Below are 26,231 nucleotides of genomic sequence, written 5' to 3'. Positions count from 1 at the left end.
GATTTGCTCTTTCCTCTTGAATCAATCCGGCAACGGCCGGGGCGGATTCCTCAGAGGCGGGCGGGCGGCGAATAGCCGATGCGGGCGCAAAGCCTGAGCAGCTCGGCACGAAGCGTGCGCGGTGACGGCGTCACCGCGACCCCGAAGGCGCCTGATGTCTTCGTGCAAGCCATGGCGGCACCTTAAGCCGCCTGATGCCCTGAATTCAAGCCGTACCCGCCAGCGCCCGCTGCAGGAATACATAGCGCATCGCCGTTTGCGCCGCTTGAGGACGACGATCGCCACGCCCGCCATGGCCACCTTCGGTTTCCTCGAAGAAGAGTGTCCGGCCGTGGCCAGCCTCCTGCAGGCGCGCCGCCATCTTGCGGGCATGGCCGGGATGGACGCGGTCGTCGGCCGTCGAGGTCATCAGCAGCACCGGCGGATAGGCGGCACCCGCTTTGACATGTTGATAGGGCGAGTAGGCGGCCAGCCACGCCGCCTCTTCCGGCTTCGCGGGATCGCCATACTCGGCGATCCACGAGGCCCCCGGCGGCAATTCGGTGTAGCGCAGCATGTCGAGCAGCGGCACGTCGATGATGACGGCGCCGAACAGTTCCGGATGCTGGATCAGCGACGTGCCGGTCAGCAGGCCGCCATTCGAGCCACCCTGGATGCCGAGCTGCGCCGCCGTGGTGATGCCGCGCCGGACAAGGTCCGCGGCAACGGCCGCGAAATCGTCAAAAGCCTTCTGGCGATTGCCCTTGAGCGCCGCCTGGTGCCAGGCCGGGCCGAATTCGCCACCGCCGCGGATGTTGGCCTGCACATAGACATTGCCCTTCTCCAGCCAAAGCCTGCCGCGCACGCCGGCATAGCCCGGCAGAAGCGGCACTTCGAAGCCGCCATAGCCGTAGAGCAGCGTCGGCACCGGTCCGCCCTGGTCGCGCCGCCTGACCACGAAATAGGGGATCATCGTGCCGTCGCTCGAGCGTGCCTCGAACTGTTCGGAGATGAAGGGCGAAGCGTCGAAGCGGGCCGGCTGCGCCTTCACCGACCGAAGCGTCTCGCCATCGTCGTCAGACCAGATGATCGAGCTCGGCGTCAGGAAATCGGTGAAGGAGAAGGAGACGCTGGCGCCGAAATGCTCGGCATGGCTGGTGCCGACATTGCCGTTTTCCGGCAGGCCGACCGGCTTCAGCGACCAACCCTCGCCTGTCCGATCGCAAGCGACGACCTTGCCGCGCACATTGTCCATCAGGTTGATGAACAGCCGCCGCTCGGTGCGGGCGAGCCCGGCGATCGAGACGCGATGCGCCGGCGCGAGCACGGTTTCGACCCGCCCCAGCGTGTTGGTGTCGATCCAGCGTTCGAAATCCACCGAATAAAGCCCGTCTGGCAGGCAGTGCGTGCCGTCGGGCGCCGTCCACGGGCTGCGCACGCCAAAGACGAGCTGTCCCTGGAAGATCGCCGTGTCGGTTACGTCGTCTGGAAGCGGAATGCGCCGGTTCTCGCCGGAAGCGAGCCGCAGGAAGCTGTGCGAGGAGAAGAAATCGATGGTTCGGGCCAGGAACAGGTGCCGCCTGTCGCCGTCGATCTCGACCCCGCCGCCGGCCGCGAGGTCCTGCTTTTCGGTCTCGAAGATAAGCGTGGCGTCTTCCAGCCTCGTTCCGCGCTTCCACAGCTTGACCACGCGCGGATAGCCGGACTGCGTTTTGTCGTCCTCCTCGAAGGCGGCCGAGACGATGACGGTGTCTTCGTCCAGCCAGGAAAAACCCGACTTCGAGGCGGCGGCGCGAAAGCCGCCTTCGACGAAGGACTTCGCCGCGATGTCGAACTCGCGCATCTCGCTGGCATCGCCGCCATCCGGCGACATGCTCACCAGGCAGCGGTTGAAATCCGGATAAAGGCGGCTCGCGCCGCTGAACACCCATTTGATGCCTTCTTTCGCGGAGAGCACGTCGAAATCGACGATCGTCTCCCATTCCGGCTTGTCGGTCTTGTAGGAAGCGACCGCCGTGCGGCGCCACAGGCCGAGCACGTTGTTCTTGTCCTGCCAGAAATTGTAGACGTGGCCGTTGATCGCGGTCCCGATCGGGATGTTGTCCTCGGCCGTCATCAGGTCGAGTGCGGTTTCGAACGAAGCCTGGTAGCCGGGATCGCCCTGCAGCTCGGCAACCGTCAGCTCGTTCTGGGCGTGCACCCAGTCGAGCGCCCCCTTGCCATTTCGATCTTCCAGCCAAAGGAAGGAATCTTCAGCGGCCGGTTCAGTCTGGCCTTTTGTGATGGTTTGGGTCACGCACGGTCTCCGAAAGCTAGTCAGGCGGCCTCGCCTACATCGCGTCACGGACGCTCACATTCAAGATGGCAATGACAGCTTGTCGCGACGAAACGCGGCTTTTCCTTCACATCACGCGCCGGCGCAGAACGGTCGCCACCGCCAGTGCGGCACAGATCGCGCCGAGAGTGGCCGGCAGGCCGGACGCGCCGGTGATATCCATGACGCCGCCGGTGAGTGGCGGCACCAGGATGCCGCCGACGCCCCACATCAGCGAGAAGGCGGCGTTGCCGGCGACCAGCGCCGAGCCGGTGAAGCGCTCGCCGAGCTCGATGATCGACATCGTATAGATGCCGTAGGAGACAGCGCCCCAGATGAACACGCAGGGCCAGATCAAAGGCGTCTCGATCAGCAGCGGCAGCAGCACGCAGCCGAGCACGGTCAGCGACACGCACAGGAAGCGCACCAGGCGCGCCGTCAGTCTTTCGGCCAGCAGGCCGAGCGGCACCTGCATGGCGATGTTGCCGGCGATCATCGTCGACAGCAGGGCCGACATGCTGGCCTCGGCAATGCTGTAGTGAGTGCCGTAGACCGGCAGCAGCGCCAGCACCGCCTGCTCGAAGCCGGCGGCCACGACCACGGCGGCGAGCAGCAGCCATGCCTTCGGCATGAAGCCCATCACCGAAACCTGCTGTCCGGCCTCGTCGACCTTGGGCAGACGCCCAAGCACCAGCGCCAGGCAGCCGCCGCAGAAGACAAACGCGGAGATGCCGACCAGGAAGGGCGGCCAGCCCTCGGTGCCGACCGCAAGCAGGCAAAGCGGACCGGCGGCGAAACCGGCCGAGATGACGGTCGAATAGACGCCCATGACGCGGCCGCGGCGCGACGGCGGCGCCAGCGCGATCACCCAGATTTCGCTGAGAACATAGAGCGGGTTGGTGACGACGCCGATCAGGAAGCGCAGCGGGAACCACAGATAGACGTTCTGCGTCCAGCCGACCAAAGCCAGCACCAGCGCGGAAAGCGCGGCGCAGGTGAGTGCCGTCCGCCCCGGCCCGAAACGGCGCGCCAGCGCCGGGATCATCGGCGAGGACAGGATGAAGCCGATCGGCGTCATCGCCGCCGAAAGCCCGATCATCGCCGGCGAGATGCCCTGGCGCTGCAGGATGAAGCTGAGCAGCGGGTAGCTCAGGCCTTGCGCGATGGCGAAGACCGAGACCGTCGCGATCACCCCGGTGATCGCCGCCCACTGTATCGTTTCGTCGCTGTTCGTTTCGGCGGCGCTCATGGCCCTTCCTCCGCCGGCAGCCTTAGCGGTTCGGCTGGACAGCCGTAACCCCCTCACCCGCGAAAACCGCTTGCTCCAGCCAAACCCTGTCAGGAACTTCGGCGGCTGGCCGACCTGTAGAGCGCGAAGGCCACCAGCAGCGCATCGAGCCCGACGATCACCGCCGGCAGGCCGAGTGGGCCGACCGCCTGCATCAGCGCACCGGCGCCTGGCGGGCCGACAATGCCGCCCGCGCCCCACATCAGTGCGAAGGCGGCGTTGCCGGCCACCAGCAGACTTCCCTTGAAGCGGCTGCCTAGCTCGACCAGCGCCATCGTGTAGACGCCGTAACCGACCGCGCCCATCACCACCAGCACCGGCCAGACCAGCGGCGTCGTGATCAGCAGCGGCAGCGACAGCGCGCAGGCGCCGGTCGCCAGCGCGCAAAAGACGATCATCGCACGGCCGCCGAAGCGCTCGGCCATCAGCCCGAGCGGGATTTGCAGCAGGATGTTGCCGGCCGACAGCGCCGTCACCAGCGCCGCGAGCTTCGCCTCCGGCAGGCCGTAGCCGGTGCCGAAGACAGGTATCAGCGAATAGGTGCTCTGCTGCACGGCCGCCGAAACCAGCACCGCAAGCAGCAGCGCCGGCGCCAGCCTGGCGAACCCGGCGATGCCGCCGGAAGCCTGGCCGTCATCCTCGAAGCCGGCGAGTTGCGAAGAGACGGCGCGCAGGATCAGCGCGCACAGGCAAAAGCCCGCTATGGCGGCGATGAACGGGGGCCAGCCGGACGCGCCGAGGGTGATCAGGATCAACGGCCCGGCGGCGTAGCCGGCGCCCATCAGCGCGTTGAACACGCCCATCACCCTGCCGCGGCGCGACGGCGCCGCCAGCGACAGCGCCCAGACCTCGCCAAGCACATAGAGCGGATTGATGACCACGCCGACGAGGAAGCGCAGCGCGTACCAGGCGATCCAGTTCTGCAGATAGCCGATGCCCAGGAAGCATAGCGCGCCGATCAGCGAGCAGCCGACGGCGAGATTGCGCGCGCCGACCAGGCGCACGGCGGCCGGCACGAACGACGCCGACAGCAGCAGGCCGACCGGCATCATCGCCGCCGAGAGGCCGATCAGCGCCGGCGACAGGCCCTGCCGCTGCATCAGCAAGGTGAACAGCGGATAGCTCAGCCCCTGCGCTGCGCCGAACATGGCCAGCGCCGTGGTGACGCCGGCCAGTGCCGCCCATTGCGTTCCCGCCTCGCCATCGCTCGCCGCCGCCATCGCGCCATCCGTCTGCATCGCCCAGCCTTGGGCGGCATGCGATCCGGCTAGCGGCTCGACACTGGAAAAGGAAGGGCCGGTGGCGAAATCTGCTTGCGCCAACGGCCATCGCGCCTCAGGGCCACGCAGACTACGGGAAGTAGCGGGCGATCGCCCCCTTCTTGCCGTCGGCATAGGGTTTCAGCCACTTGTCGTCGATGGAAATCCCGTCGTCAGCCGACGGCCCCTTCCCGATCGTCCGGCGCCATGCGCGGAACTTGTAGTGGTCGAAGACGTCGAGCATGTGCACCGCATAGGCCGCGGCAAAGGTCTTGTCGCCTTCGACGATGACCAGGTTCTCGTCATTCTCGTAGGACGCCTTGTAGCCGAGGTTGTGGCTGCCGGTGATGACGGTGGCATTGTCCTCCATCGGATCGATGATGACGATCTTGTCGTGCACGATGGAGTGCCCGACGGTCAGCACCTCCGCCTGGAAATCGCGGGCGATCGTGGCGCCGGTCAGGTTCGCCGCCCTGACGATCGAGACGTTCGGCGCCTCCCAGGCCTTCTCCGGATAGACGAAGGGCGACTTGCCGTCCTTGTTCGACTTGTGGGTCACCGGATCCCTGGTTGGGGCGACATAGTTGGGCATCGCGGTCTCGTCGCTGATCGCGCCCTGCACGATCAGCTTCGGATCCGCATTCGCCGCCGCGACCGCCTGGTCGACGATCGAGTTCTCGCCGAGCCGCGACGGATTGAACACGAGAAACAGCACCGCGCGCTTCGCCGCCTTGATGCGGGCGAAGACGTCCTCGAGGTCGACCGGGCGCACCGAGATGTCCTTCTTGCTGCGCTCGGGATCGTTCGGCGAAAACCACACCGTCATGCCGTCCAGCGCTGCGCTGGCGCCGTTCAGCGGGTTCGAAATGTGGTTTTCCTTGCGAAACGGCACGCCCTGCTTTTGCGCCACATGTCCGGCGGCGCTTTCGCTCGCCGGCGGCGGGAAGACGTCGGCCTTCATGCGCTCCCAATAGGCGTTGAACACGTCTGCCATCGCCGGGTCGTCGCGGACGAAGGCGTTGTTGGACTGCCCGCAAATGCCGGTCGAGGTCCAGTTGGTGCTGCCGGTCATCACTGCTTGCGGCTTGCCATGGGCATCGCGGTAGACCGCGAACTTGTTGTGGCCGATATGGTTGTTGTTGAACAGGCGGTCCGTCACCACGACGCCGGCATCGCGCAGCCGCTTCCGGAACGGCGCGTTGCCGAAGTCCCATTCCTTCGTCTGCTCGTCCTTGCCCGAATTGGAAAGGATGACTTCGACGACATCCTTGGCGGCGATGATCGCGTCGCTCAATTCGTCGTCGCCAAGCTCGTAGAGCGCAAGCCTGACGGAGCCACCTTGGTCCTTGGCCCGCTCCATCAGGCTGATCAAAACCTGGGGCACATCGCCTTGCAGATAGGCGCGTATCTTGCTCGCCGGGTTCTGCAGCTCGGCCCTGATCTTGTCGCGCTGTCCGACCTTGATGCCGGCTTCCGCCAGCGCGTGCGACATCCATTGCGTCGACAAGACACCATTGGTGAAAGCGACCCGCGCCTTGCCGAACATCTGCCCCAGGAAGATCGGCGGACTGACGGCGCCCTGGCCGAGATAGCCGAGAGGCCGGGCCGCGCCGGTATAGGCGGGTTGGCCGTCGACCACCTGCTCCGGACGCACCGGCACCGGCTCGAGGCCCGGCTTCATGTCGCCGACCGGGCGCACCCGATAGGCGATCATTTCGCCTTCCGGCCGGATCGTGAGGCTGTCGCGGCGCCGGCGCACCGTGAGGTCGCGCCAGAAGGTCTTCTGCACCGGCCACACGCCGGTGTCCTGCGGAATCCAGCGTGGATTGCGTTGCCCCTTGAACGGCACCCATGCCGCCAGGCAACGCTCCTCGCCGGTGTCGGGATAGAGGCGGACGATCTCGAAGCCGAGGCAGCCCGGGATCATCCCGTCAATATCCCAAGCCAGGAACGCGACCTCGTTGTTGGTCGCCGCACGCACTTTGATGACATCAGGCATCGCCACCCCCCTCGAGATGCTCGGCGCGTAAGTATAGCAGAAGTAAAAGACGAAACTGTAACAGGCTTCACGTTGCGAAGCGCTGGGCTCTCGGTTGGCGCTCCGTCATGTCGCTTCCCTCGCCCTAGTGGTCGCCGCCTCCTCACCGGCGGCATTGGCGGCGGTCCATTATGCCGCCGACCTTCGCATCCCATGAGGCTTTTCATGACCGCTGCCCTTCACCCCGCCGAACCGGCACTGGCAACCGATCGCGCCCGCCGCGGCGGCCGCGCGGGCAAGCGCGCCGGTGGCTCGGCGGCGTTCGAGCAGCCGCCGTTCCGGCAGCTGAAGAATCCGCTCGCGCCGACCAGGCTGGTCTCGGATGACGAATTGGAATCGATCCACCTCGCCTCGCTGCGGGTGTTGAAGGAGATCGGCGTCGACGTGCTGCACGACGAAGCCCGCCGCATCATGAAGGCGCATGGCGCCGACGTGCGCGACGGCAGCGAGCGGGTGCGCTTCGACAGCGACCTGATCCTCGAACTGATCTCGCACTGCCCGCCGGAATTCACGCTGCATGCCCGCAACCCGGCGCACAATCTGCGCTTCGGCGGCAACAACGTCATCCTCTCGATGATGGCCTCGGCGCCCAACTGCTCCGATCTCGACCGTGGCCGCCGTCCGGGCAACCAGGCCGACTATCGCAACTTCCTGCGCCTGGCGCAGATGCACAATATCCTCAACTGCACGGGCGGCTATCCGGTCGAGCCGATCGACATCCATCCCTCGGTCCGGCACCTGGAATGCATCCGCGACCTCGCCATGCTGACCGACAAGGTGTTCCACATCTATTCGCTCGGCAAGGAGCGCAATGTCGACGGCATCGAGATCACCCGCATCGCGCGCGGCATCAGCCATGAGCAGCTGCTCGAGCAGCCGTCGGTCTTCACCATCATCAACACCAACTCGCCGCTCAAGCTCGACGTGCCGATGATGGAAGGCATCATCCAGATGTCGAGCAAGGGCCAGGTCGTCATCGTCACGCCGTTCACGCTCTCGGGCGCCATGGCCCCGGTGACCATCGCCGGCGCGCTGGTGCAGCAGAACGCCGAGGCGCTGTCCGGCATCGCCTTTGCGCAGATGGTGAAGAAGGGCGCGCCTGTCGGCTATGGCGGCTTCACCTCCAATGTCGACATGAAGTCCGGCGCGCCGGCCTTCGGCACGCCCGAATACATGAAAGCGCAGCTCGTCGGCGGCCAGCTCGCGCGGCGCTACAACATCCCCTACCGCACCTCCAACACCTGCGCCGCCAACACCGTCGACGCGCAGGCCGCCTACGAAAGCGTCTTTTCGCTGTGGGGCGCCATCCAGGGCGGCGGCAATCTGATGATGCACGGGGCCGGCTGGCTCGAAGGCGGCCTGCGCTGCTCCTACGAGAAGACCATCCTCGACATCGACCTGTTGCAAATGGTGGCCGAGTTCCTGACCCCGCTCGACCTGTCGGAGGACGCGCTCGGCTTCGACGCCATCCAGTCGGTCGGTCCCGGCGGCCATTTCTTCGGCACCCAGCACACCCAGGACCGCTACAAGACCGCCTTCTATTCGCCTGTCCTTTCCGACTGGCGCAATTTCGAAAGCTGGACGGAGGCCGGTTCGCCGACGGCGCTCGAAAAGGCCAACCGGGTCTGGAAGGAGCGGCTGGCGTCCTACGAAGAACCCTATATGGACCCGGCGATCCGCGAAGAACTGAACGACTTCGTCGAGAAACGCCGCGCCGAAGGCGGCGCCCCGACCGATTTTTGATCTTCCGTAGGTGATGAACAGTCGACCCCCACTCCGTCGAGCTTCGCTCGACACCTCTCCCCCGATCGACGGGGGAGAGGAAAGGCGCGAGGCGATTCCAGCCGGCACCCTTCCTCTCCCTCCGGAGGGGGGAGAGGGGGCGCTGCGAAGCAGCGACGGAGTGGGGGAAGCCACTCCTCAAACGCGCAGTCGCCGCAAAGCGGGCGCGACCCAGAAAGCAGGAAATCAAGCTGATTTGGTGCACGGTCGACCCCCACTCCGTCGAGCTGCGCTCGACACCTCTCCCCCGATCGACGGGGGAGAGGAAAGGCGCGAGGCGATTCCAGCCGGCTCCCTTCCTCTCCCTCCGGAGGGGGGAGAGGTGGCGCCGCGAAGCGGCGACGGAGTGGGGGAAGGCGCTTCTCAAACGCGAAGCCGCCGCAAACAAGGCACCACCAAGCGAGCAAGAAACCTGCGTCAAGCAGGCAATCAGGCCGAAGCATTGCTTTGGCTCGAACTGAAGGGTCGCAAGCTTGGCGGCTACCGCTTCACGCGCCAGTTTTCCATCGGCCCCTTTTTTGCGGACTTCGCATGCCGCGAAAATTGGCTCGTCGTGGAAATCGACGGCCACCAGCATGCAGACAGTTCATATGGCCGCCGCCGCGACGAGTTCATGCGCGCCCAAGGTTATTCGATCCTGCGCGTTTGGAACCATGACGTCCTGAAACATCGCACTTCCGTCTGTGAAACCATCCTTGCCACGCTTGATGGCAGGCTAACCGAAAACATCGCGGTATCCGGTCTCCGCTTTGTCTTCACGCCTCGCTCACTCGATTCAATCTCTTCAAACACGGACCTATCTGTATGAAATCTCATGTCAAAGCGGTTGTCATTGGCGGCGGCGTCGTCGGCTGCTCGGTGCTCTACCATCTGGCCAAGGCCGGCTGGACCGACATTATGCTGATCGAGCGTTCGGAATTGACCTCGGGCTCCTCCTGGCATGCCGCGGGCGGCTTCCACACGCTGAACGGCGACCCCAACGTCGCCAAGCTGCAGGCCTATACGGTGCAGCTCTATAAGGAGATCGAGGAGATTTCCGGCCAGTCGTGCTCGCTGCATCTCACCGGCGGCGTGATGATGGCCGACACGCCGGAGCGCATGGACTTTCTGCGCCTTGCCCACGCCAAGGGCCGCTATCTCGGCATGGACACCGAGCTGATCACGCCGTCGGAAGCCAAGGCGATGTTCCCGCTGATGGACGAGAAGAATTTCGTCGGCGCCATGTGGGATCCGGTCGAAGGCCATCTCGACCCCTCCGGCACCACCATCGCCTATTCCAAGGCGGCGAAAAAGCTCGGCGCTGAGATCGTGCTGCGCAACCGCGTCGTCGACCTGACGCAGCAGCCGGACGGCACCTGGAACGTCGTTACCGAGCAGGGCACGGTTCACGCCGAGCATGTCGTCAACTGCGGTGGCCTGTGGGCGCGCGAGATCGGGCGCATGGTCGGTGTCGAGCTGCCGGTGCTGGCGATGGAGCATATGTACCTGCTCACCGAGCCGATGCCGGAGGTCGAGGAATTCAACAAGTCAACCGGCCGCGAGATGATCGGAGTGCTCGATTTCAAGGGCGAGATCTATACCCGTCAGGAGCGCAACGGCATCCTGCTCGGCACCTATGAAAAGGCCTGCAAGCCGTGGTCGCCGGTGAACACGCCCTGGGATTTCGGCCATGAGCTCCTGCAGCCCGACATCGACCGTATCGCGCCGTCGCTGGAGATCGGCTTCAAACATTTCCCCGGCATCGAGAAGGCCGGCATCAAGCAGATCATCAACGGCCCCTTCACCTTCGCGCTCGACGGCAATCCGCTGGTCGGCCCGGTGCAGGGCCTGACCAATTTCTGGTGCGCCTGCGCCGTCATGGCCGGCTTCAGCCAGGGCGGCGGCGTCGGCCTCGCACTGTCCAACTGGATGGTGCATGGCGATCCCGGCTTCGACGTCTGGGGCATGGATGTCGCCCGCTTCGGCGAATGGGCCGGCCTGCGCTACACCAACGCCAAGGTGCGCGAGAACTATTCGCGCCGCTTCTCGATCCGCTTCCCCAACGAGGAACTGCCGGCCGCTCGCCCGGCGCAGACGACGCCGCTCTACGACACCATGCTCGCCAACAACGCGGTCATGGGCGACTCGTGGGGTCTGGAGACCCCGCTATGGTTCGCACCGAAGGGCACCGAACCGAAGGACATCGTCTCCTTCCACCGCTCCAACGATTTCGGCCCGATCGGCGAGGAGGTGCGCGCCACGCGCGAGAAGGTCGGCGTCACCGAGATCGCCAACTTCGCCAAATACGAAGTCTCCGGACCAGCAGCCGAGGAATTCCTCAACCGGCTGATGACCAACCGCATGCCGAAGGTTGGCCGCATCGTGCTGACCCCGATGGTCAACGAGTTCGGCAAGCTGATCGGCGACTTCACCATCGCCAAGTCGGGCGAGGACCGGTTCATGATCTGGGGCTCGTCCGCCGCGCAGAAATACCACATGCGCTGGTTCGAAAAACACCTGCCGAAGGACGGTTCGGTGCGCATCCACCGTTTCGACCAGACGCTGGTCGGCCTGTCGATCGCCGGGCCGAAATCCCGCGACCTGCTGCAGAAGCTGGTCGATGTCGATGTCTCGACCAAGGCCTTCCGCTTCATGGATTTCCGCGAGATGGCGGTCGGCGGCGCGCCCTGCATGGTCAACCGCATCACCTATACCGGCGATCTTGGCTACGAGATCTGGATGGCGCCCGCCTATCAGCGCCTCGTCTATAAGGCGATCAAGGAAGCCGGCGAGGAATTCGGCCTGGTCGACTTCGGCATGCGCGCGCTTCTGTCGATGCGCCTGGAAAAGAATTTCCCGACCTGGTTCCGCGAATTGCGCCCGATCTACGGTCCGTTCGAGGGCTCGATGGATCGCTTCATCAAGCTGGAGAAGAACGACTTCATCGGCCGCGAGGCGTCCGCCAAGGAGCACGCCGAAGGCCCGAAGCTGCGCCGCGTCTCCTTCATCGTCGATGCAGCCGACGCCGATGTGATGGGCGACGAGCCGATCTGGGCCAAGGTCAGCAAGGACTACGGCACCGTGGAAAAGCCGCATGGCTATGGCGCGCCGCGCTTCGACACCACGGGCAAGGAAGTGCGCGGTTCGCAGGCTGCCGAAGGCGCCTCCGCAGTGCGCGGCATCGCCGATGGCGACTGGCGCGTGGTCGGCTGGGTCACTTCGGGCGGCTATGCGCACTACGTCCAAAAGTCGATGGCGCAGGGCTATGTGCCGGCGGCGTTGGCCGAGGACGAAAGCGCCGGCCTGTTTGAGATCGAGATCCTCGGCCACCGCCGTCCGGCCCGCATCAATGTCGAGCCGCCCTTCGACCCGAGCGGCGAGAAGATGCGCACGTAAAAGGGCGACAGCGCGTGCCGGATCGTGTAGTTGGCGTTTCGACCAAGCACGGTTCGACCGGCCGCTATCGGAAGACGACGTCCTTGCAGCATCTAGAGAAATGGACCGACTGGCTTTGCGACGACAAGGCCGGTCCATTCAACGCCGCGCTCGCCTTTGCCGTCACATACTGCCTTGTCCAGGTCGTGGTGATGACGCTGTCGTCGCACTGGGCAGGCACTGGCGTCGGCGTCGATGAATCCGAGCAATTGATGGTGATGCGGGTCCTGGCGGCTGGCTACGGCAGCTCGCAGCCACCGCTCTATACGTGGCTTGCCCACCTGACGGCCTCGCTGGTCGGAACCAGCATCCTCGCCCTCAAGATCGTGAAATACGGTCTGCTGGCCGCAGGGCTCGCAGCATACTTCACCGCGGTGCGCCGGCTCGGCTTCTCGAATCGCGCGGCCGCGGCCGCCATGTTCGGCCTGCTTCTGTTTCCACAGATCATCTGGGAAATGCAGCATGCCCTCACCCACTCGGTCGCCATATTCTGCTTTTCGTCGGTGCTGTTCCTGGCGCTGGTCGAGCTGCTGAAACGGCGATCCCTCGCCGCCTATGTGCTGTTCGGCCTGGCAACGGCTGCGGCGATGCTGTCGAAATACAACAATGTCATCTTTCTCGCCGCGCTGCTCCTGGCGGCGCTGTCGCTGCGCGAAACCCGCGCGGCGATCTTCGACCGCCGCTTCCCGATCAGCGTGGTGGTGGCCATCCTTGCCTGTCTCCCGACATTCCACTGGAGCCTCGCGCATCTCGAAGACTTGCTGTTGCACAGCGACGGCTTCGGCGTTGCCGAGGGTGGCAGCGCGGCGGCGACTGCATCGCTCGGCGTGTTCGGGTTGGGCAAGGCGATACTCAACTTCGCCGGGCTTCCGGTCGCCGTCTTCGCCGTTGCGTTTTTGGTGGCAATCAGCAGACCCGCGCCATCGTCAGAGCCTTGGCCCTGGCCCGAAAAGCTGCTCTGGCGCGCGATTGCTTTTGCTCTGCTGATTACGCTGGCGGTGGTGCTGGCGGGCGGCGTGACGCAATTTCGCGATCGTTGGATGCTTCCGGTTTTCGTTCTGCTGCCCGCTGCCCTTGCCATGCGTCTGGATGCCATGGGCGACAGGGGCAGGAAGACGCAAGCCACGATTGTCTTCGCCGGCGCCGTCCTCGCCATCCTGGTGCTGCCGGTAAGCTGGTACATGCAGGTGTACGGCGGAGACAGCCGCGGGCGCATCGTGCGGATGGACTATCATTCGCTGTACGGCCAGCTCATGTCCGAAGGGCCGGTGCGCACGGTGATATCCAGCTGGTTCTGGGCCGGCAATTTGCGTCTTGTCGATTCTGATCTCGTCGTGCTCGACGACGAGATACCCGATTTTGCCGCGTCGATCCGCGAACCAGCCGTGCTTGTCCTGGCGGCTGACGACGGCGAGCCGAATTCGATCATTTTCGACAGGATCGCCAAGGCCGGCTACGCGATGGACACCATCCATCGGCAGGTTGAGGTACCTCAGTTGCTCGGCGGCACCCCTGCGACCCGCCAGCTCACGATAGCCAGACTTCACAGGATCACGGCGCCGTAGCGCGCTTCGGGAGGGATCGCATGGAGACACAACGCTTCGGCCGCCATCGCAAGATCATGCCGTTCGAACCGGAAGCGGCCGGCTCCGTTGAAGTGCTGCGTGAAGCCTCCCGCCAGAAGGCGGCCTCGCTCAACCAGCATGTGCTGGGCTACGGCGCGCAGGCCGAGGCCGAATGGCAGGCGGCCGGCATCGCCGCTCCGGACCTTGCCGCCATGCGCAAATACCGGCTCGACCGCATCCGCTCCGAATTGAAGCGCCGCGGCTATGCCGGCGCCCTGCTCTACGACCCCGTCAACATCCGCTACGCCACCGACTCGACCAATATGCAGCTCTGGGTCGCGCACAATCCGACCCGCCATTGCTTCGTTGCCGCCGAAGGGCCGGTGGTGCTGTTCGACTATTTTTCCTGCGAGCACCTGTCCGATCATTCCGGCGTCGTCGACGAGGTGCGGCCGGCGGTGTCGTGGATGTATCTCTACAGCGGCGAGTTGACGCCGTTGAAGGTCCGCCGCTGGGCCGCAGGCATCGCCGATCTGGTGGCGCAACATGGCGGCGGCAACCGCCGCATCGCCGTCGACCACATCAATCCGGAGGGCGCCGAGGAGCTTGCCCGCCTCGGCGCCAGCATCGGCAATGGCGAGGCGGTGATGGAGAGCGCGCGGCTGATCAAATCGCCGGACGAGATCCTCGCCATGCGCCGTTCGATCGTCGCCTGCGAGGCGGCGATGGGCGAGATGGAACGGGCGCTGGAGCCAGGCATTTCCGAAAACGAGCTGTGGGCGGAGCTGCATCGCGGCAACATCGCGCGCGGGGGCGAATGGATCGAGACCAGGCTGCTGTCTTCCGGTCCGCGCACCAATCCCTGGTTCCAGGAATGCTCGTCGCGCGTCATCGAGGCCGGCGATCTCGTCGCTTTCGACACCGACCTCATCGGCCCGTATGGCTTCTGCGCCGACCTCTCGCGCACCTGGCTCTGCGGCGACGGCAAACCCTCGAACGAGCAGCGCGATCTTTTCCGCATCGCCGCCGACCAGATCGCCCACAACACCGAACTGATGCGCCCGGGCATCTCCTTTCGCGAGCTTGTCGAGCGCGCCGCGGTGCCGCCCGGCGACTGTTTCCCGACACGCTACGGCGTGCTCTACCACGGCGTCGGCCTGGCGGACGAATATCCGACGCTGCCGTATGCCAGCGACTGGACCGACGATACGCCGGACGGCGTGCTCGAAGCCGGCATGGTGCTGTGCGTCGAAAGCTATATCGGCCGGCTGGGCGGACGCGAGGGCGTCAAGATCGAGGAGCAGATCCTCATCACCGAGACCGGCAACCAGCAGCTCTCGAGCTATCCGCTCGACGAGCGGTTGCTTGGCTGAGTCACTCGAGGCCCTCGATCGCTTCGCGCAACGCCGCTACCGTCTCTGGCGGCGTGGCTCGGGCGGTGATGAACGGCAGGCCCTTGCGCCGTCTCGTCCAGCCGACGACCTTCACGTGCCTTGCCGCCGGCTCGAAGCGCTTGGCCAGCGCCCAGCTCTCGCAGTCGATCGCCGCGACATCGGCCCTGCCCTCGGCAATGGCGACGATCGATGAACGGTGGCCGCCGCTCTGTATCTGCGAAGCAAAAATGTCGAGGCTTTCGCCCATCGCCTCCAGGTCCCGCGTCAGCCCGAGCAGGCCGGACATGGAGTCCGGATTGTTGAAGGCGAAGCGCTTGCCGCGGATGAGATCGAGCGGGATCGAGGCGCTGCCATCGGCCGGCGATGCGACGGACTGCCCGCCGTCGGTCGGCATGACGATCGCGCTGGAATAGAGCTCGCCCTGCCCGCCCTCGACGGCATCGTAGCTCGGCTGGCCGATCACCTGGACATGGCTTGCGAGCCCGAGCTCCATCGGCCCCCAGCAGGTCTGCCCGAACAGCAGCGCCGGATGCAGCCAGAGCCCGTGGAAATCGAGCTCGCCCGCCGGCAGCGTCGCCGGATCGGGCGCGATGACCTTGCCGGCTGCGTTGCGGATGCCGCCGGGCACCGGCGGCAGGTCGCCATTGACGCGGACGAGCGTCTCCGGCGCGTCGATGCCCTTGCCCCTGATGGCTTCGCGCAGCCGCGCCCATTGCGCGTCGACCTCGCCCCTCGCCTCGGGCCAGTCATACATCGGCAAGGCCGCAACGAATTCGCTCATGCCTGGATTTGACCGCCGTTCTGGAAAACTGACAAGATCGCGGACGCGAGCCGCCCGCAGCATGGATGCCGCGTGGCGGCTATACTGGGATCATTCCTTTGGCGGCTCGGCCGGAACCGGGGCGCTGCCAAGGCCATTGATGCTGCGCGCCCGGACACGCGGCTTGAATGCCCGGCCCGGCTCCGGCGCGCGCCGCAGCACCGGATGGACGATCGGCTCCTTGGCCTTGAAGGCATGCGCCTTGAGCAGGGCGAAATAGTTCGGATAGGCATAGCCGTTGTTCATCCGCAGCCATTCCTCGCGGCGGTCGCGGAACAGCTTCGGCAGCCGGTACCAGGCAACCGTCGGGCTCTTGTGATGAACGAAATGCAGATTGTTGTTGAGGAACAGGAAGGACAGCGGCGAGCGCTCGATGATCACCGTGCGCCCTTCCGGATGTTCCGACCACTGATGCTCGGCATAGGTGCGGACCGAAATCATCGACTGGCCGAGCCAAACGGGTACCAGAATGTAGAGCCACAGCGGAATGCCGAAGCCGTACGTCACGATCGGCACCACCATGGCAAGTCCGGCGGCGTGCAGCAGCCATGCCTTGCGGATCGCCTTGTCGCCGGCTGCGATCTGCTTGGCGTCGTCGATGAAGAAGCCGATCGACGACAGCCACGGACCGAGGATGAGGCGGCCGACCATCGTGTTGTTGATCTTCAGCAAGAGTTTCATTGCCGGCGGCAATTCCTCATGCATCCAGAGCGCCTGGTAGTAGCTCTCCGGATCGTCGAGCGGATCGGTCAGCCGCTCGTCGGCATGATGGCGAAGGTGGATCGTCTTGAAGCGGCGGAATGGCCATACCATGCCGATCGGCAGGAAAACGAAAGCTTCATTGATCCGCGCGTTGCGTGTCGGATGGCCATGCAGCACTTCGTGCATCAGCGACGATTGCAGTGCCGCTATCAATGCCAGGGCCGCGAGAGCCAGAAGTGGGTAAGATGGCCAAAGCAGGAAGCCGGTGGCAAGCCAGGCGCCGTAGCAAAAAAATGCGAGGAACACGGTCGGCCATTCGATAGCCGCTGCACTGCTACGTCTCTTAGTCATGCTTGCCATGCGATCGACCACTGCCCTCCAGTCGCCGGAACCACCTTGATTCCTGACAACATTGTGTCAGGAGCCTGTCGTTGCCGCAACGCGACAAAGCGCACAAACTGTTGCGAGTGCGCATTTTCAGCCGCATATGTTATACATTGTAAACAAACAGAGGATTCATTTCCGCCTGAGCCACGTTCAATCCGGCTACGGCGCAAATTTTTCCTCTCCGAAGCAGGAGCAGCCTGATGGACAAGCGCGATCTGTCGACCCTCTTCCGGGACCGTTTGAAATTGCTCTTGACACGCTCGGACCTGAACCAGTCGGCTTTCGCGACAGCGGTCGGCATCGACCGTTCGGCGCTCTCGCAACTGCTCTCCGGGACGTCGACCCGACTGCCCCGCGCCGAGACGCTGCTCAACATTGCTGCCGAGTTCAAAGTGTCGCTCGACTGGCTGCTGGGCCTCAGCCATGACGAAGGCGTCACCGGCGAAATCCGCGAGAGCCTGGAGATCGAGGAGGCGCCCGACGGCTTCGACCGCACGCTGCTCGCCAAATGGCACTCCGAAGCGGCGGGAACGAAAATCCGCTACGTGCCGGCCGGCATTCCGGACCTGCTGCGCACCGAGGCGCTCGTCGACTACGAGGCGAACATCACCAACAAGAGCCGCGAGGCTCAGGCGGGCGAGACGCAATACCGCATCGACTACACCAGGCGCCCTGAGACCGACATGGAGGTCTGCATGCCGCGCCACACGCTGGAGATCTTCGCGCGCGGGCTGGGCGTCTGGGACCGCTTTCCCGAGGCCAACCGCCGCCAGCATCTTCTGCACATGGCAACGCTGCTCGACGACCTGTATCCGACCTTTCGCCTGTATCTCTATGACGGGCGCATGCGCTATTCGATCCCCTACACCATCTTCGGACCCTACCGCGCCGCGATCTATGTCGGCGACATGTATCTGGTGCTCAACGCCCCCCAGCCGATCCGCACGCTGACCAGCCATTTCGACAATCTGATCCGCGCTGCCGACATCAACGCGCATGAGGCGGCGAGCTTCGCGCAAAGGCTGGCCGAGCTGCGATTTTGATGGCTGGACGCCGGCTTTGACATTGACGACATATAAAGAGTTCTTTATATCCTTATCTCAACAAAGAACTCCGTAAGGCGTATGTCATCATGACCAATCCGATCGAGGCACTGCTTGCCGAAAAGGGTGTGCTGCTCGCCGATGGCGCTACCGGCACCAATCTGTTCGCCATGGGCCTGGAGGCCGGCGAGGCACCGGAGCTGCTGAACGAGACCGCGCCCGACACCATCACCAGCCTGCACCAGAATTTCGTCGACGCCGGCGCCGACATCATCCTGACCAATTCCTTCGGCGGCACCCGCCACCGGCTGAAGCTGCATCATGCGCAGGATCGCGTGCATGCGCTGAACAAGCGCGCCGCCGAGATCGCGCGCGCGGTGGCCGACAAGTCCGGCCGCAAGGTGATCGTCGCCGGCTCGGTCGGCCCGACCGGCGAATTGCTGGTGCCGCTCGGCGCCATGACCTATGACGAGGCGGTCGACGCCTTCGCCGAGCAGATCGAAGGCCTCAAGGCGGGCGGCGCCGAAGTCGCGTGGATCGAGACCATGTCGGCGCCGGACGAGATCCGCGCCGCCGCCGAAGCCGCGATCCGCGTCGGACTGCCCTACACCTATACCGGCTCTTTCGACACCGCCGGCCGCACCATGATGGGCCTGCTGCCCAAGGACATCCACGGCGTCGTCGACGGGCTGTCGCAAGATCCGCTCGGCGTCGGCGCCAATTGCGGGGTCGGCGCGTCCGACATCCTTGCCTCGCTGCTCGACATGACCGAGGCCAGGCCGGAGGCGACGGTGATCGTCAAGGGCAATTGCGGCATTCCGGAATTCCGCGGCACCGAGATCCACTATTCCGGCACGCCGGAACTGATGGCCGACTATGTCCGGCTCGCCGTCGATGCCGGCGCCAAGATCGTCGGCGGCTGCTGCGGCACCTCGTTCCAGCATCTTGCCGCCATGCGCAAGGCTCTCGACGCGCACACCAAATCGAGCCGGCCGACCATCGAGACGATCGTCGAGCGCATCGGCCCGATGCGCAACAAGGTGGCTACCGCAAACACCGCCGAGACCAGCGAGGCCCGCCGCGAACGCCGTCGCGGCCGCGCCTGACCGTTTGATCGGTCGCCGTTTCGATTATTCGCTGTTTTCGGCGTAGCGCGACAGCGCCGTGTTGAAATCGGTGGCGCTGCCTGCGTCGCTGCCCATGCTCATCAAGGCGCCCGATGCGCGGGGATCGCTGATCTGCTCCAGCATGACGCGGAAGCGGTCATTGTTCAGGGCCGACTTCGCGGTGTTCCTGGCCGCCTCGACATCATTCATGATGCGCCGGGATTCCGCCGACGGCGCCTGCGAGGCGGTCGACTGAACGTCCCTTGCAGCCGGCGTTGAATTCGCAATGTCTCTGATCAGCACTTCCGGCCCCCACAAGCCCGTGTATTAGCTTTTCGTAACAAGAGGGAATTGCGATCATATTCCTGAAAAGCCTCGCAATTTAACGATCTGCCGAAAAGGGAGCCGGCTTCAGGATCTATTGAGATTCAGGTCAGGCCGAGCCGAAAATGGTGAGTTTCCGACAACCGGAGCGGAGCGTACTGAAGTACGTGAGCACCGGAAGCGCAGGAAACCTCCATTTGCAGGCCGGCCTCACATGAATCTCATCAGATCCGAAAAAAAGGCCGGCAAGGTTCCCCTCGCCGGCCTGCCTCACCCGCCCGTGGCCGGTTCCCCGTATCAGAACGATCCCCGTCTGAAAGGAACCGGCCGTTATTGCCACTACCGGTTACCGCCCAGCGCCGAGGCAAGGCGCACAAGCGACAGGAATTCCGACCTGTAGCCAAACGGATCGGCTCCTCGGGCGGCGGTGGCAATCTCCATGATCTTGTCGTAGCCGAACTTCGCGGTCGCATCCTCGTCGCGCAGCTTCTGGCCGAACGCCGCGACCGCGACCGAGAAGCGCTGGTCGGTGCCGGCCTGGTCGAAGGACTGGACTTCGTTGGCTGACGTCACTGGCGTGGTGATCAGCTTCGAGGTGTCCTCGTCCGGCAGCTTGTAGCGGATCTTGACGAAGGCATATTCGTCGGCATTGGCGACGCCGCCATTGTTGACCGTTGCCTGGCCGTAGCGCAGCGGGTCGATCTGCTCGCCGCCGCTGCCCTTCGGCGTGATCTCGTAGATCGCCGTCACCGAATGGCCCGAGCCGATATCGCCGGCATCGACGCGGTCGTTGTTGAAATCCTCGCGGTTGAGCGCGCGGGTCTCATAGCCGATCAGGCGATATTCCGAGACCTTGTTCGGATTGAACTCGACCTGGATCTTGACGTCCTTGGCGATGGTGAACAGCGTCGAGGACGCATCTTCGACCAGGACCTTCTCGGCCTCGGCGAGCGTATCGATATAGGCGGCGGTGCCGTTGCCGTTTTGCGCGATGGTCTGCATCATCTGGTCGTTCAGGTTGCCGCGCCCGAAGCCGAATACCGACAGGAAGACGCCGGTCTTGCGCTCCTGCTCGATCAACCGCTTCAGGTCGTCGTCGTCTGTCTGGCCGACATTGAAGTCGCCGTCTGTGGCGAGCATCACACGGTTGACGCCATCCTTGACGAAGGATTGCTGGGCAAGCTTGTAGGCTTCCCGGATCCCCGCCTCGCCCGCCGTCGAGCCGCCAGGCTGCAGATGGTCGATGGCCGACAGGATCTTGTCCTTCTCGGCAACCTTGGTCGGCATCAGCACCGTGCCGGCATCGCCCGCATAGGTGACGATCGAGACCGTATCGTCCGGCTTCAGCTTGCTGACCAGCAGACGGAAGGCCGACTGCAGCAGCGGCAGCTTGTCCTGCTCGTTCATCGAACCCGACACGTCGATCAGGAACACCAGGTTGGCCTTGGGCTGCTCGGTCGCCTTGACGTCGAAACCCTTGATGGCGACGTGCATCAGCTTGGTGTGCTCGTTCCACGGCGTCGGCATGACGCTGACGGTCGAGTTGAACGGCGTCGAGGCCGCATCCGGTCCCTTCCAGTCATAGGGGAAGTAGTTGATCATCTCTTCGACGCGCACGGTGTCGGCCTGCGGCAGGTAGCCTTCCTTCAGCGAGCGCCGCACGAAGGAATAGGAGGCGGTGTCGACGTCGATCGAGAAGGTCGAGACCGGGTCCTCGAGCGCGGCATGCACCGGGTTGGTCTTGAAATCCTCAACGCGGTCGCGGTTTTCCTCCTGCGGCAGCAATTGGTCGGCAGGCAGCGTGGACGGCTGCGCCATCAGCTTGGATTCGGCGGCGGTGCCCGGCACCGGGCCGCCGCGTGCGACATCGGCGGGGGCCGCGGCGCCACCATCGAGGGAAAGCTGGCCACTGACGGTCGGCGCAGGCGCCGGCTCGGTGCGCTGGAGCGCATCCTGCCGGACCAGGCCGCCGGCCTTCTCCGCTTCGGACTTCGGCGGCTGTGCCGGCGCGACCAGCACCTCGTTCAAACCGCGGCTTTCACTATCGGTGTCTTTCTTCTGCTTATCGGCCTCGGCAACCGGCTTCAGCGTCGCCGGCACTTTAGTCGCCGGCGCGTTGGTCGCCGGCACGTTGGTTGCCTGCCCGTTGGTTGCCGGCTTGTCGGCCAGCGTCTCGGTGATCTTCTCATCGCCGCCGATCTGCGGCGGCGCCTCCCTCAGCATCTGCAAGGTGGCGTATCCGGCGATCGGCAGGGCGACGAGCCCGGCAATGGCCGGCGTGGCGATCAGTTTCTTTTGCATGATCTCTCTCCAGAGCTTTTGTACCCGCTCTGTGAGACGAAGCCCGCCGGCCGATCCTTGGGCGGCAGCGAAGATTTTTTCCTGCTCGTCGAAAGCCTGCATGGCTGCTGCCAGCGCGCGCGCCTTCGCCTCGGCGTCCGGCGCCGGTGCCGTGATGTTGCGCAGCCTCTCGAGTTCGTTGTCGTCGACCATGGTCACACTTCCCCGGCTGAACGCATCAACGTCTTCAGCCGTTTCTTCGCTTCATGGATGTGCCAGGAAACGGTCGTCTCCGAGATCGCCAGCGCCTCGGCAGCATCCGCGTGGCTGAGCCCCTCGCCATAGACGAGCAGCACCGCATCGCGCTGCTTGTCCGGCAGCTTGCGCACCGCCGCCCATAGCGCTTCGGCCGGGTCCTCGGGTTCCGCCGCCTCTCCCGCGATCAGCGCGTAGGCGCCGTAGGCCTCGGCCTTGCGGGTGTCGCGGGCGCTCTTGCGCATCATGTCGCGCGCTGCGTTCAGCGTCATGGTGTAGAGCCACGTCGTGAAGGCGCCCTTGCCATGATAGTCGCGGATCGCCCGGCCGAGCCGGACGCAGACTTCCTGGGCGATGTCCTCGGCGTCCGCCTTCCTGCCGCACCAGCGATAGGCAGCGCGATAGACGAAGCCGTAGTGCCTTTCGAGCAATTTGCCGAAAGCACCCCTGTCTCCGCCCTTCGCCCGCCCGACCAATTCGGCGTCGGAGGCTTCGCCCTCGTCCAGCATCATCGCCATCATTTGCCTGTTGGACGAAGGCTAATGGCCAATCCTTGGGGTTATGGAAAGATTTTTTTGCCGCAGCGCTTTCCCTTCTCTCCGTTTACGGGGAGAAGGTGCCCGAGGGGCGGATGAGGGGCGGCGCGAACGTTCGAAGGCTCGCGCTACATGGTGCCCTCGCCGCGATCTGCGAGAGAAGGCTAGCCAAGCGTCTCGGCAAACAGCGTCGTCAAGCGCTTCCAATGGCGCTCGGCGGCGGCCGCGTCGTAGACGCTGTGGTCGGGCACGCACCAGCCATGCGCCACGCCGACATAGTTCTCGATCGCGTGGTCGACCTCGGCCACCCTCAGCGCCTCGGCCAGTCGCGCCGACTGCTCCGGCGGAAAGCTGCGGTCGACGCCGGCTACGCCGACATAGACCCTGGCCTTGATTGACGCCGCCTTGCGATGCGGGCTGTCGGCTGCATCGCTGGCCAGATTGCCGCCATGGAAGCTCGCCGCGGCGGCGATCCGGTCCGGATAGCTCGCCGCCGCGTTAAGCGCCCGCGCGCCGCCCATGCAGTAGCCGACGACGCCAACCGGCCCGGTGATCCCTGCGGCGGTCAGTGCATCGAGGAAGGCGGCGCCGTCGCGGATGGTCATGCCCTGCGTCGTGCCGCCGCTCAGCATCAAAAGCGCAGCCTTGCTCTTTTCCTCGGCAAAGGCGGTCTTGGGGTCGAACGGACCATAGGGCACATAGCGATAGAAGAGATCGGGCACCAGCACGGCGTAGCCAAGCCCGGCGAGGCGCTCGGCCATCTGGTCGAGCGCCGGGCGCGGACCGAAAATATCCATGTAGAGGATGATTCCGGCCTTGGCCGGCGCGGCTGGACGAAACAGCCGAGCTTTCGCCGAACCATCCTGGGTCTTGATCTCGAGGTCCTGCTTCGCCATTGCGCGCTCCGCTTGTTGCCAGGCGATAGATATCCGCGTCGGCCGTCAGGGCAAGTCACGGCATCTCAATCGCAGTCAAGTTTCCGTGCGGCTCGGAACCATCTCTACAGGCCGGCGAACGACGCCATGTGGAAGGCCTGAACATCTGCTGGGTAGCGAGAGTCGGAGCCATAAGGACAGGCGTTGCGGTCGAGGCAGCCGCCGCTGCGGCAAGACGCGCCATCGGCGCCGCGCACATGCGCCAGACAGGCCTGGTGCGTGAAGCCGTCCGCCGCATAGGCGTCGACCGGACAGGATTTCAGGCAAGGTTTTTCGACACATGCATCGCAAAGGTGGAGAGCTGCGTCAGGTTTGGGGATGGCAATCGCCTGCTCGAACAGCAGAGCGCCGCGATAGGCATGCCAAAGCCCGTAGCGTGGGTGCATGAGGATGCCGAGCGGCGACGGCCTTAGCCCCTCCGCCCGCATCGCCCATTGCTGGAACGGGAGATACGGCCTGTCGGAGGGCGACACGGCGCGCGCGCCGAACTCTTCCGCAACCGAGCCGATCACTGCGCGCGCCCATGTGTCGAGCGCATTGGCGAAGGCCTGCGGTTGCCGCTCCCGCCAGCGCAGGAAATGCGGCCACGGTGCAGCACCCGCCTGCCCGACCAGCAGGATGGACCTGGCGGGCATGCCGCAGCGCCCGGCGGGTGCTGTGTCTTGGCTGGTGAAACGGAAGCCGCCGCGCAGGATCAAGCCATCGACCGCGAGCACGGCCGAGATATCGTCGACCGTGCCGCGCGAAACAATCATCCCCTCTTGCCCGGCTCGGAGAATGCGCTCCGCCAGACTTCCTTGTGGATGATGTCGGCCACTTTAGCCCGGCCTGACTCGGGCTCCTTTCAAGTGAAGGCGTCGGCCATCGAGCCTTTCTTCTTGGCGATGAAGTCGGTCAGGGCTTCGTCGATCGCCGGATCGAGGTAAGGCGCCTCGTAGCTTTCCAGCCAGCGGCGGGCGAGTTCGTTGGCCCGCTGCGGCGCGGTCTTTTCGCCTTCCGCCAGCCACTGCTCATAGGAATTGTTGTCGGCAATGTTGGAGCGGTAGAAGGCGGTCTGGAAATTGGCCTGGGTGTGGTCGCAGCCGAGATAGTGGCTGCCCGGACCGACCTGGCGAATCGCGTCCATCGCCTGGCCGTTTTCCGACAGGTCGACGCCCTCGGAGAATTTCTGCTGCATGCCGAGCTGGTCGATGTCCATCATGAACTTCTCGTAGCAGGACGCCAGCCCGCCCTCGAGCCAGCCGGCGGAGTGCAGCACGAAATTCGCACCGGCAAGAATGGTCGAGTTCAGCGTGTTGGCGCTCTCGTAAGCCGCCTGCGCGTCCGGGACCTTCGCGGCGCAGAGCGAGCCGCCGGTGCGGAACGGCAGGCCGAGACGGCGGGCAAGCTGCGCGGCGCCATAGGAGACCAGCGACGGTTCCGGCGTGCCGAAGGTCGGCGCGCCCGACTGCATCGAGATCGACGAAGCGAAAGTGCCGAACAGCACCGGCGCGCCCGGCCGGATCAGCTGCGTGAACGAAGCGCCGGCCAGCACTTCGGCCAGCACCTGCGTCAGCGTGCCGGCGACAGTCACCGGGCTCATCGCGCCGGCAAGGATGAACGGCGTGACGATGCAGGCCTGGTTGTGGCGCGAATAGACCTTCAACGCGCCGAGCATCGTCTCGTCGAACACCATCGGCGAGTTGGCGTTGATCAGGCTGGTCAGCACCGTGTTGTTCTCGACGAAGTCGTCGCCGAAAACGAGTTTGGCCATCGCCACCGTGTCCTCGGCGCGCTCCGGCGCGGTCACCGAGCCCATGAACGGCTTGTCGGAATATTTGATATGGCTGTAGACCATATCGAGATGGCGCTTGTTGACGGGAACGTCGACCGGCTCGCACACCGTGCCGCCCGAATGGTGGATCGACGGCGCCATATAGGCGAGCTTCACGAAGTTCCGGAAATCCTCGATCGTCGCATAGCGGCGGTTGCCGTCGAGATCGCGCACGAAGGGCGGGCCATAGACCGGCGCGAACACCGTCGCTTTGCCGCCGACCTGCACCGAGCGTTCGGGGTTGCGCGCATGCTGGGTGTAGACGGACGGCGCTGTCTTCAGCAGCGAACGGCAGAGCCCCTTCGGGAAATGCACGCGCTCGCCCTTGACGTCGGCGCCGGCCTCTTTCCAGAGCTGCAGGGCTTCGGCATCGTCGCGGAAGATGATGCCGATCTCTTCCAGCACCGTGTCGGTGTTCTTCTCGATCAGCGCCAGGCCTTCCTCGTCCAGCACTTCATAGACGTTGATCTTGCGCTTGATGTAGGTGAGCTGGGTGCCCGGACCGCCGCCCGAGCGCGCTGCCCGTCGCGCCGCCGCGCCACTGCCAGCGCCGCGCCCGCGTCTGCCGCTCGACGGCTCCTGCTCGACTGCCGCGTTCTCGCTCATGATCGTTCTTCCCTGATTTTGTTCTGACCTGATGTGGATTGCGGCCGCGTGCGGCTGCTTCTCGCCGGATCGTAGCCATGCACCCTATTCGAAACGGCCAGCCAGCGCCAACGCCTGTCGCAAAATCGACAAGAATTCCAATAGATTTGCGGTCGCTTTCCTTTTGCGGGAAGTCGCAAATCAGCTATGGATACGCGGCCCTCGCGGGTTAGGTATTGGCGCATCGATTTTAGGCTGCCGCAGACATTCCGAGCAGCAAGGAGCCCGAGAAAAAATGTCCGACGACGAGATCATCCTTTCCGAGCTTTCCGACGACGAGCTCGTGCAGCAGATGCACGACGACCTTTATGACGGGCTGAAGGAAGAGATCGAGGAAGGCACCAACATCCTT

General features: G+C 64.8%; 20 protein-coding genes and 1 pseudogene. 8 read left to right on the top strand and 13 right to left on the bottom strand.

Annotated elements, in window-relative coordinates; all coding sequences use genetic code 11:
* Positions 1 to 50: 50 nt before the first annotated feature.
* The 5 genes from EN846_RS29145 to EN846_RS29125 form a co-directional block, all read right to left on the bottom strand.
* Entirely contained in the window at positions 51 to 173 is a 123-nt protein-coding gene (locus tag EN846_RS29145; protein ID WP_127391668.1) for a capsid protein, read from the bottom strand.
* Between the two features lie 32 nt (positions 174 to 205).
* The gene (locus tag EN846_RS29140) at positions 206 to 2,275 is read right to left on the bottom strand and encodes a prolyl oligopeptidase family serine peptidase (RefSeq protein WP_128346160.1); all 2,070 of its coding nucleotides are present in this window, start codon (positions 2,273 to 2,275) and stop codon (positions 206 to 208) included.
* A 106-nt stretch (positions 2,276 to 2,381) separates the two neighbouring features.
* Entirely contained in the window at positions 2,382 to 3,542 is a 1,161-nt protein-coding gene (locus tag EN846_RS29135) for an MFS transporter (protein WP_127393373.1), read from the bottom strand.
* Positions 3,543 to 3,631: 89 nt separating this feature from the next.
* Positions 3,632 to 4,801 carry an MFS transporter gene (locus EN846_RS29130; RefSeq protein ID WP_127393374.1) on the bottom strand — a complete coding sequence of 390 codons (1,170 nt, stop codon included), beginning with the start codon at positions 4,799 to 4,801 and terminating at the stop codon, positions 3,632 to 3,634.
* 130 nt (positions 4,802 to 4,931) lie between these two features.
* Positions 4,932 to 6,839 (bottom strand): phospholipase D-like domain-containing protein, encoded by a 1,908-nt coding sequence (locus EN846_RS29125; protein ID WP_127393372.1) that lies wholly within the window; start codon positions 6,837 to 6,839, stop codon positions 4,932 to 4,934.
* Positions 6,840 to 7,043: 204 nt separating this feature from the next.
* On the opposite strand from EN846_RS29125, the gene EN846_RS29120 reads away from it, so the two are divergent.
* The 5 genes from EN846_RS29120 to EN846_RS29095 all read left to right on the top strand — a co-directional run bounded on the left by EN846_RS29120 (position 7,044) and on the right by EN846_RS29095 (position 15,012).
* Positions 7,044 to 8,621 carry a trimethylamine methyltransferase family protein gene (locus EN846_RS29120; protein ID WP_128346961.1) on the top strand — a complete coding sequence of 526 codons (1,578 nt, stop codon included), beginning with the start codon at positions 7,044 to 7,046 and terminating at the stop codon, positions 8,619 to 8,621.
* 361 nt (positions 8,622 to 8,982) lie between these two features.
* Positions 8,983 to 9,468 carry a DUF559 domain-containing protein gene (locus EN846_RS29110; protein WP_127392220.1) on the top strand — a complete coding sequence of 162 codons (486 nt, stop codon included), beginning with the start codon at positions 8,983 to 8,985 and terminating at the stop codon, positions 9,466 to 9,468.
* Positions 9,465 to 12,035 (top strand): FAD-dependent oxidoreductase, encoded by a 2,571-nt coding sequence (locus EN846_RS29105; protein ID WP_127311051.1) that lies wholly within the window; start codon positions 9,465 to 9,467, stop codon positions 12,033 to 12,035. The genes EN846_RS29110 and EN846_RS29105 overlap by 4 nt, the downstream gene beginning before the upstream one ends.
* A gap of 14 nt (positions 12,036 to 12,049) precedes the next feature.
* Positions 12,050 to 13,639 (top strand): glycosyltransferase family 39 protein, encoded by a 1,590-nt coding sequence (locus EN846_RS29100; protein WP_127392221.1) that lies wholly within the window; start codon positions 12,050 to 12,052, stop codon positions 13,637 to 13,639.
* 20 nt (positions 13,640 to 13,659) lie between these two features.
* Positions 13,660 to 15,012 carry a Xaa-Pro peptidase family protein gene (locus EN846_RS29095; protein ID WP_127392222.1) on the top strand — a complete coding sequence of 451 codons (1,353 nt, stop codon included), beginning with the start codon at positions 13,660 to 13,662 and terminating at the stop codon, positions 15,010 to 15,012.
* A 1-nt stretch (position 15,013) separates the two neighbouring features.
* Here EN846_RS29095 and EN846_RS29090 read toward each other — a convergent pair whose 3' ends face one another.
* Both EN846_RS29090 and EN846_RS29085 read right to left on the bottom strand, forming a co-directional pair.
* Positions 15,014 to 15,814: a PhnD/SsuA/transferrin family substrate-binding protein gene (locus EN846_RS29090; RefSeq protein ID WP_127392223.1), complete on the bottom strand. Its 801-nt coding sequence runs from the start codon at positions 15,812 to 15,814 to the stop codon at positions 15,014 to 15,016.
* A 90-nt stretch (positions 15,815 to 15,904) separates the two neighbouring features.
* Positions 15,905 to 16,915, bottom strand: coding sequence for a fatty acid desaturase (locus EN846_RS29085; RefSeq protein ID WP_189379712.1), 1,011 nt, complete (start codon positions 16,913 to 16,915; stop codon positions 15,905 to 15,907).
* Between the two features lie 227 nt (positions 16,916 to 17,142).
* Between EN846_RS29085 and EN846_RS29080 the strand changes: the two genes are divergently transcribed.
* Both EN846_RS29080 and bmt read left to right on the top strand, forming a co-directional pair.
* A complete protein-coding gene (locus EN846_RS29080) occupies positions 17,143 to 17,985 on the top strand; it encodes a helix-turn-helix transcriptional regulator (RefSeq protein ID WP_127392224.1) in 843 nt (280 codons plus the stop codon).
* Between the two features lie 89 nt (positions 17,986 to 18,074).
* Positions 18,075 to 19,091 (top strand): betaine--homocysteine S-methyltransferase, encoded by a 1,017-nt coding sequence (gene bmt / locus EN846_RS29075; RefSeq protein WP_127392225.1) that lies wholly within the window; start codon positions 18,075 to 18,077, stop codon positions 19,089 to 19,091.
* Positions 19,092 to 19,115: 24 nt separating this feature from the next.
* On the opposite strand, the gene EN846_RS29070 is transcribed toward bmt, so the two are convergent.
* The 6 genes from EN846_RS29070 to EN846_RS29045 all read right to left on the bottom strand — a co-directional run bounded on the left by EN846_RS29070 (position 19,116) and on the right by EN846_RS29045 (position 25,840).
* Positions 19,116 to 19,301 (bottom strand): hypothetical protein, encoded by a 186-nt coding sequence (locus tag EN846_RS29070; RefSeq protein ID WP_245493432.1) that lies wholly within the window; start codon positions 19,299 to 19,301, stop codon positions 19,116 to 19,118.
* 453 nt (positions 19,302 to 19,754) lie between these two features.
* A complete protein-coding gene (locus EN846_RS29065) occupies positions 19,755 to 21,908 on the bottom strand; it encodes a VWA domain-containing protein (protein WP_127392227.1) in 2,154 nt (717 codons plus the stop codon).
* A gap of 2 nt (positions 21,909 to 21,910) precedes the next feature.
* Positions 21,911 to 22,468, bottom strand: coding sequence for an RNA polymerase sigma factor (locus EN846_RS29060; RefSeq protein WP_128346821.1), 558 nt, complete (start codon positions 22,466 to 22,468; stop codon positions 21,911 to 21,913).
* Positions 22,469 to 22,650: 182 nt separating this feature from the next.
* Entirely contained in the window at positions 22,651 to 23,382 is a 732-nt protein-coding gene (locus EN846_RS29055; RefSeq protein WP_127394225.1) for a dienelactone hydrolase family protein, read from the bottom strand.
* A 104-nt stretch (positions 23,383 to 23,486) separates the two neighbouring features.
* Positions 23,487 to 24,176, bottom strand: coding sequence for a 4Fe-4S dicluster domain-containing protein (locus tag EN846_RS29050; RefSeq protein WP_127394224.1), 690 nt, complete (start codon positions 24,174 to 24,176; stop codon positions 23,487 to 23,489).
* 89 nt (positions 24,177 to 24,265) lie between these two features.
* Positions 24,266 to 25,840, bottom strand: a complete 1,575-nt coding sequence (locus EN846_RS29045) for a trimethylamine methyltransferase family protein (RefSeq protein ID WP_128346820.1) — start codon at positions 25,838 to 25,840, stop codon at positions 24,266 to 24,268.
* A gap of 274 nt (positions 25,841 to 26,114) precedes the next feature.
* On the opposite strand from EN846_RS29045, the pseudogene EN846_RS36095 reads away from it, so the two are divergent.
* Positions 26,115 to 26,231: pseudogene (locus EN846_RS36095) on the top strand (cobalamin-binding protein); the annotation flags it as partial.

The organism is Mesorhizobium sp. M4B.F.Ca.ET.203.01.1.1 (genome assembly GCF_004791025.1).
Lineage (GTDB): Bacteria > Pseudomonadota > Alphaproteobacteria > Rhizobiales > Rhizobiaceae > Mesorhizobium > Mesorhizobium abyssinicae.
Note: the sequence above shows the minus strand (reverse complement) of the source record. Positions and strands in the feature narration are given on the sequence as shown.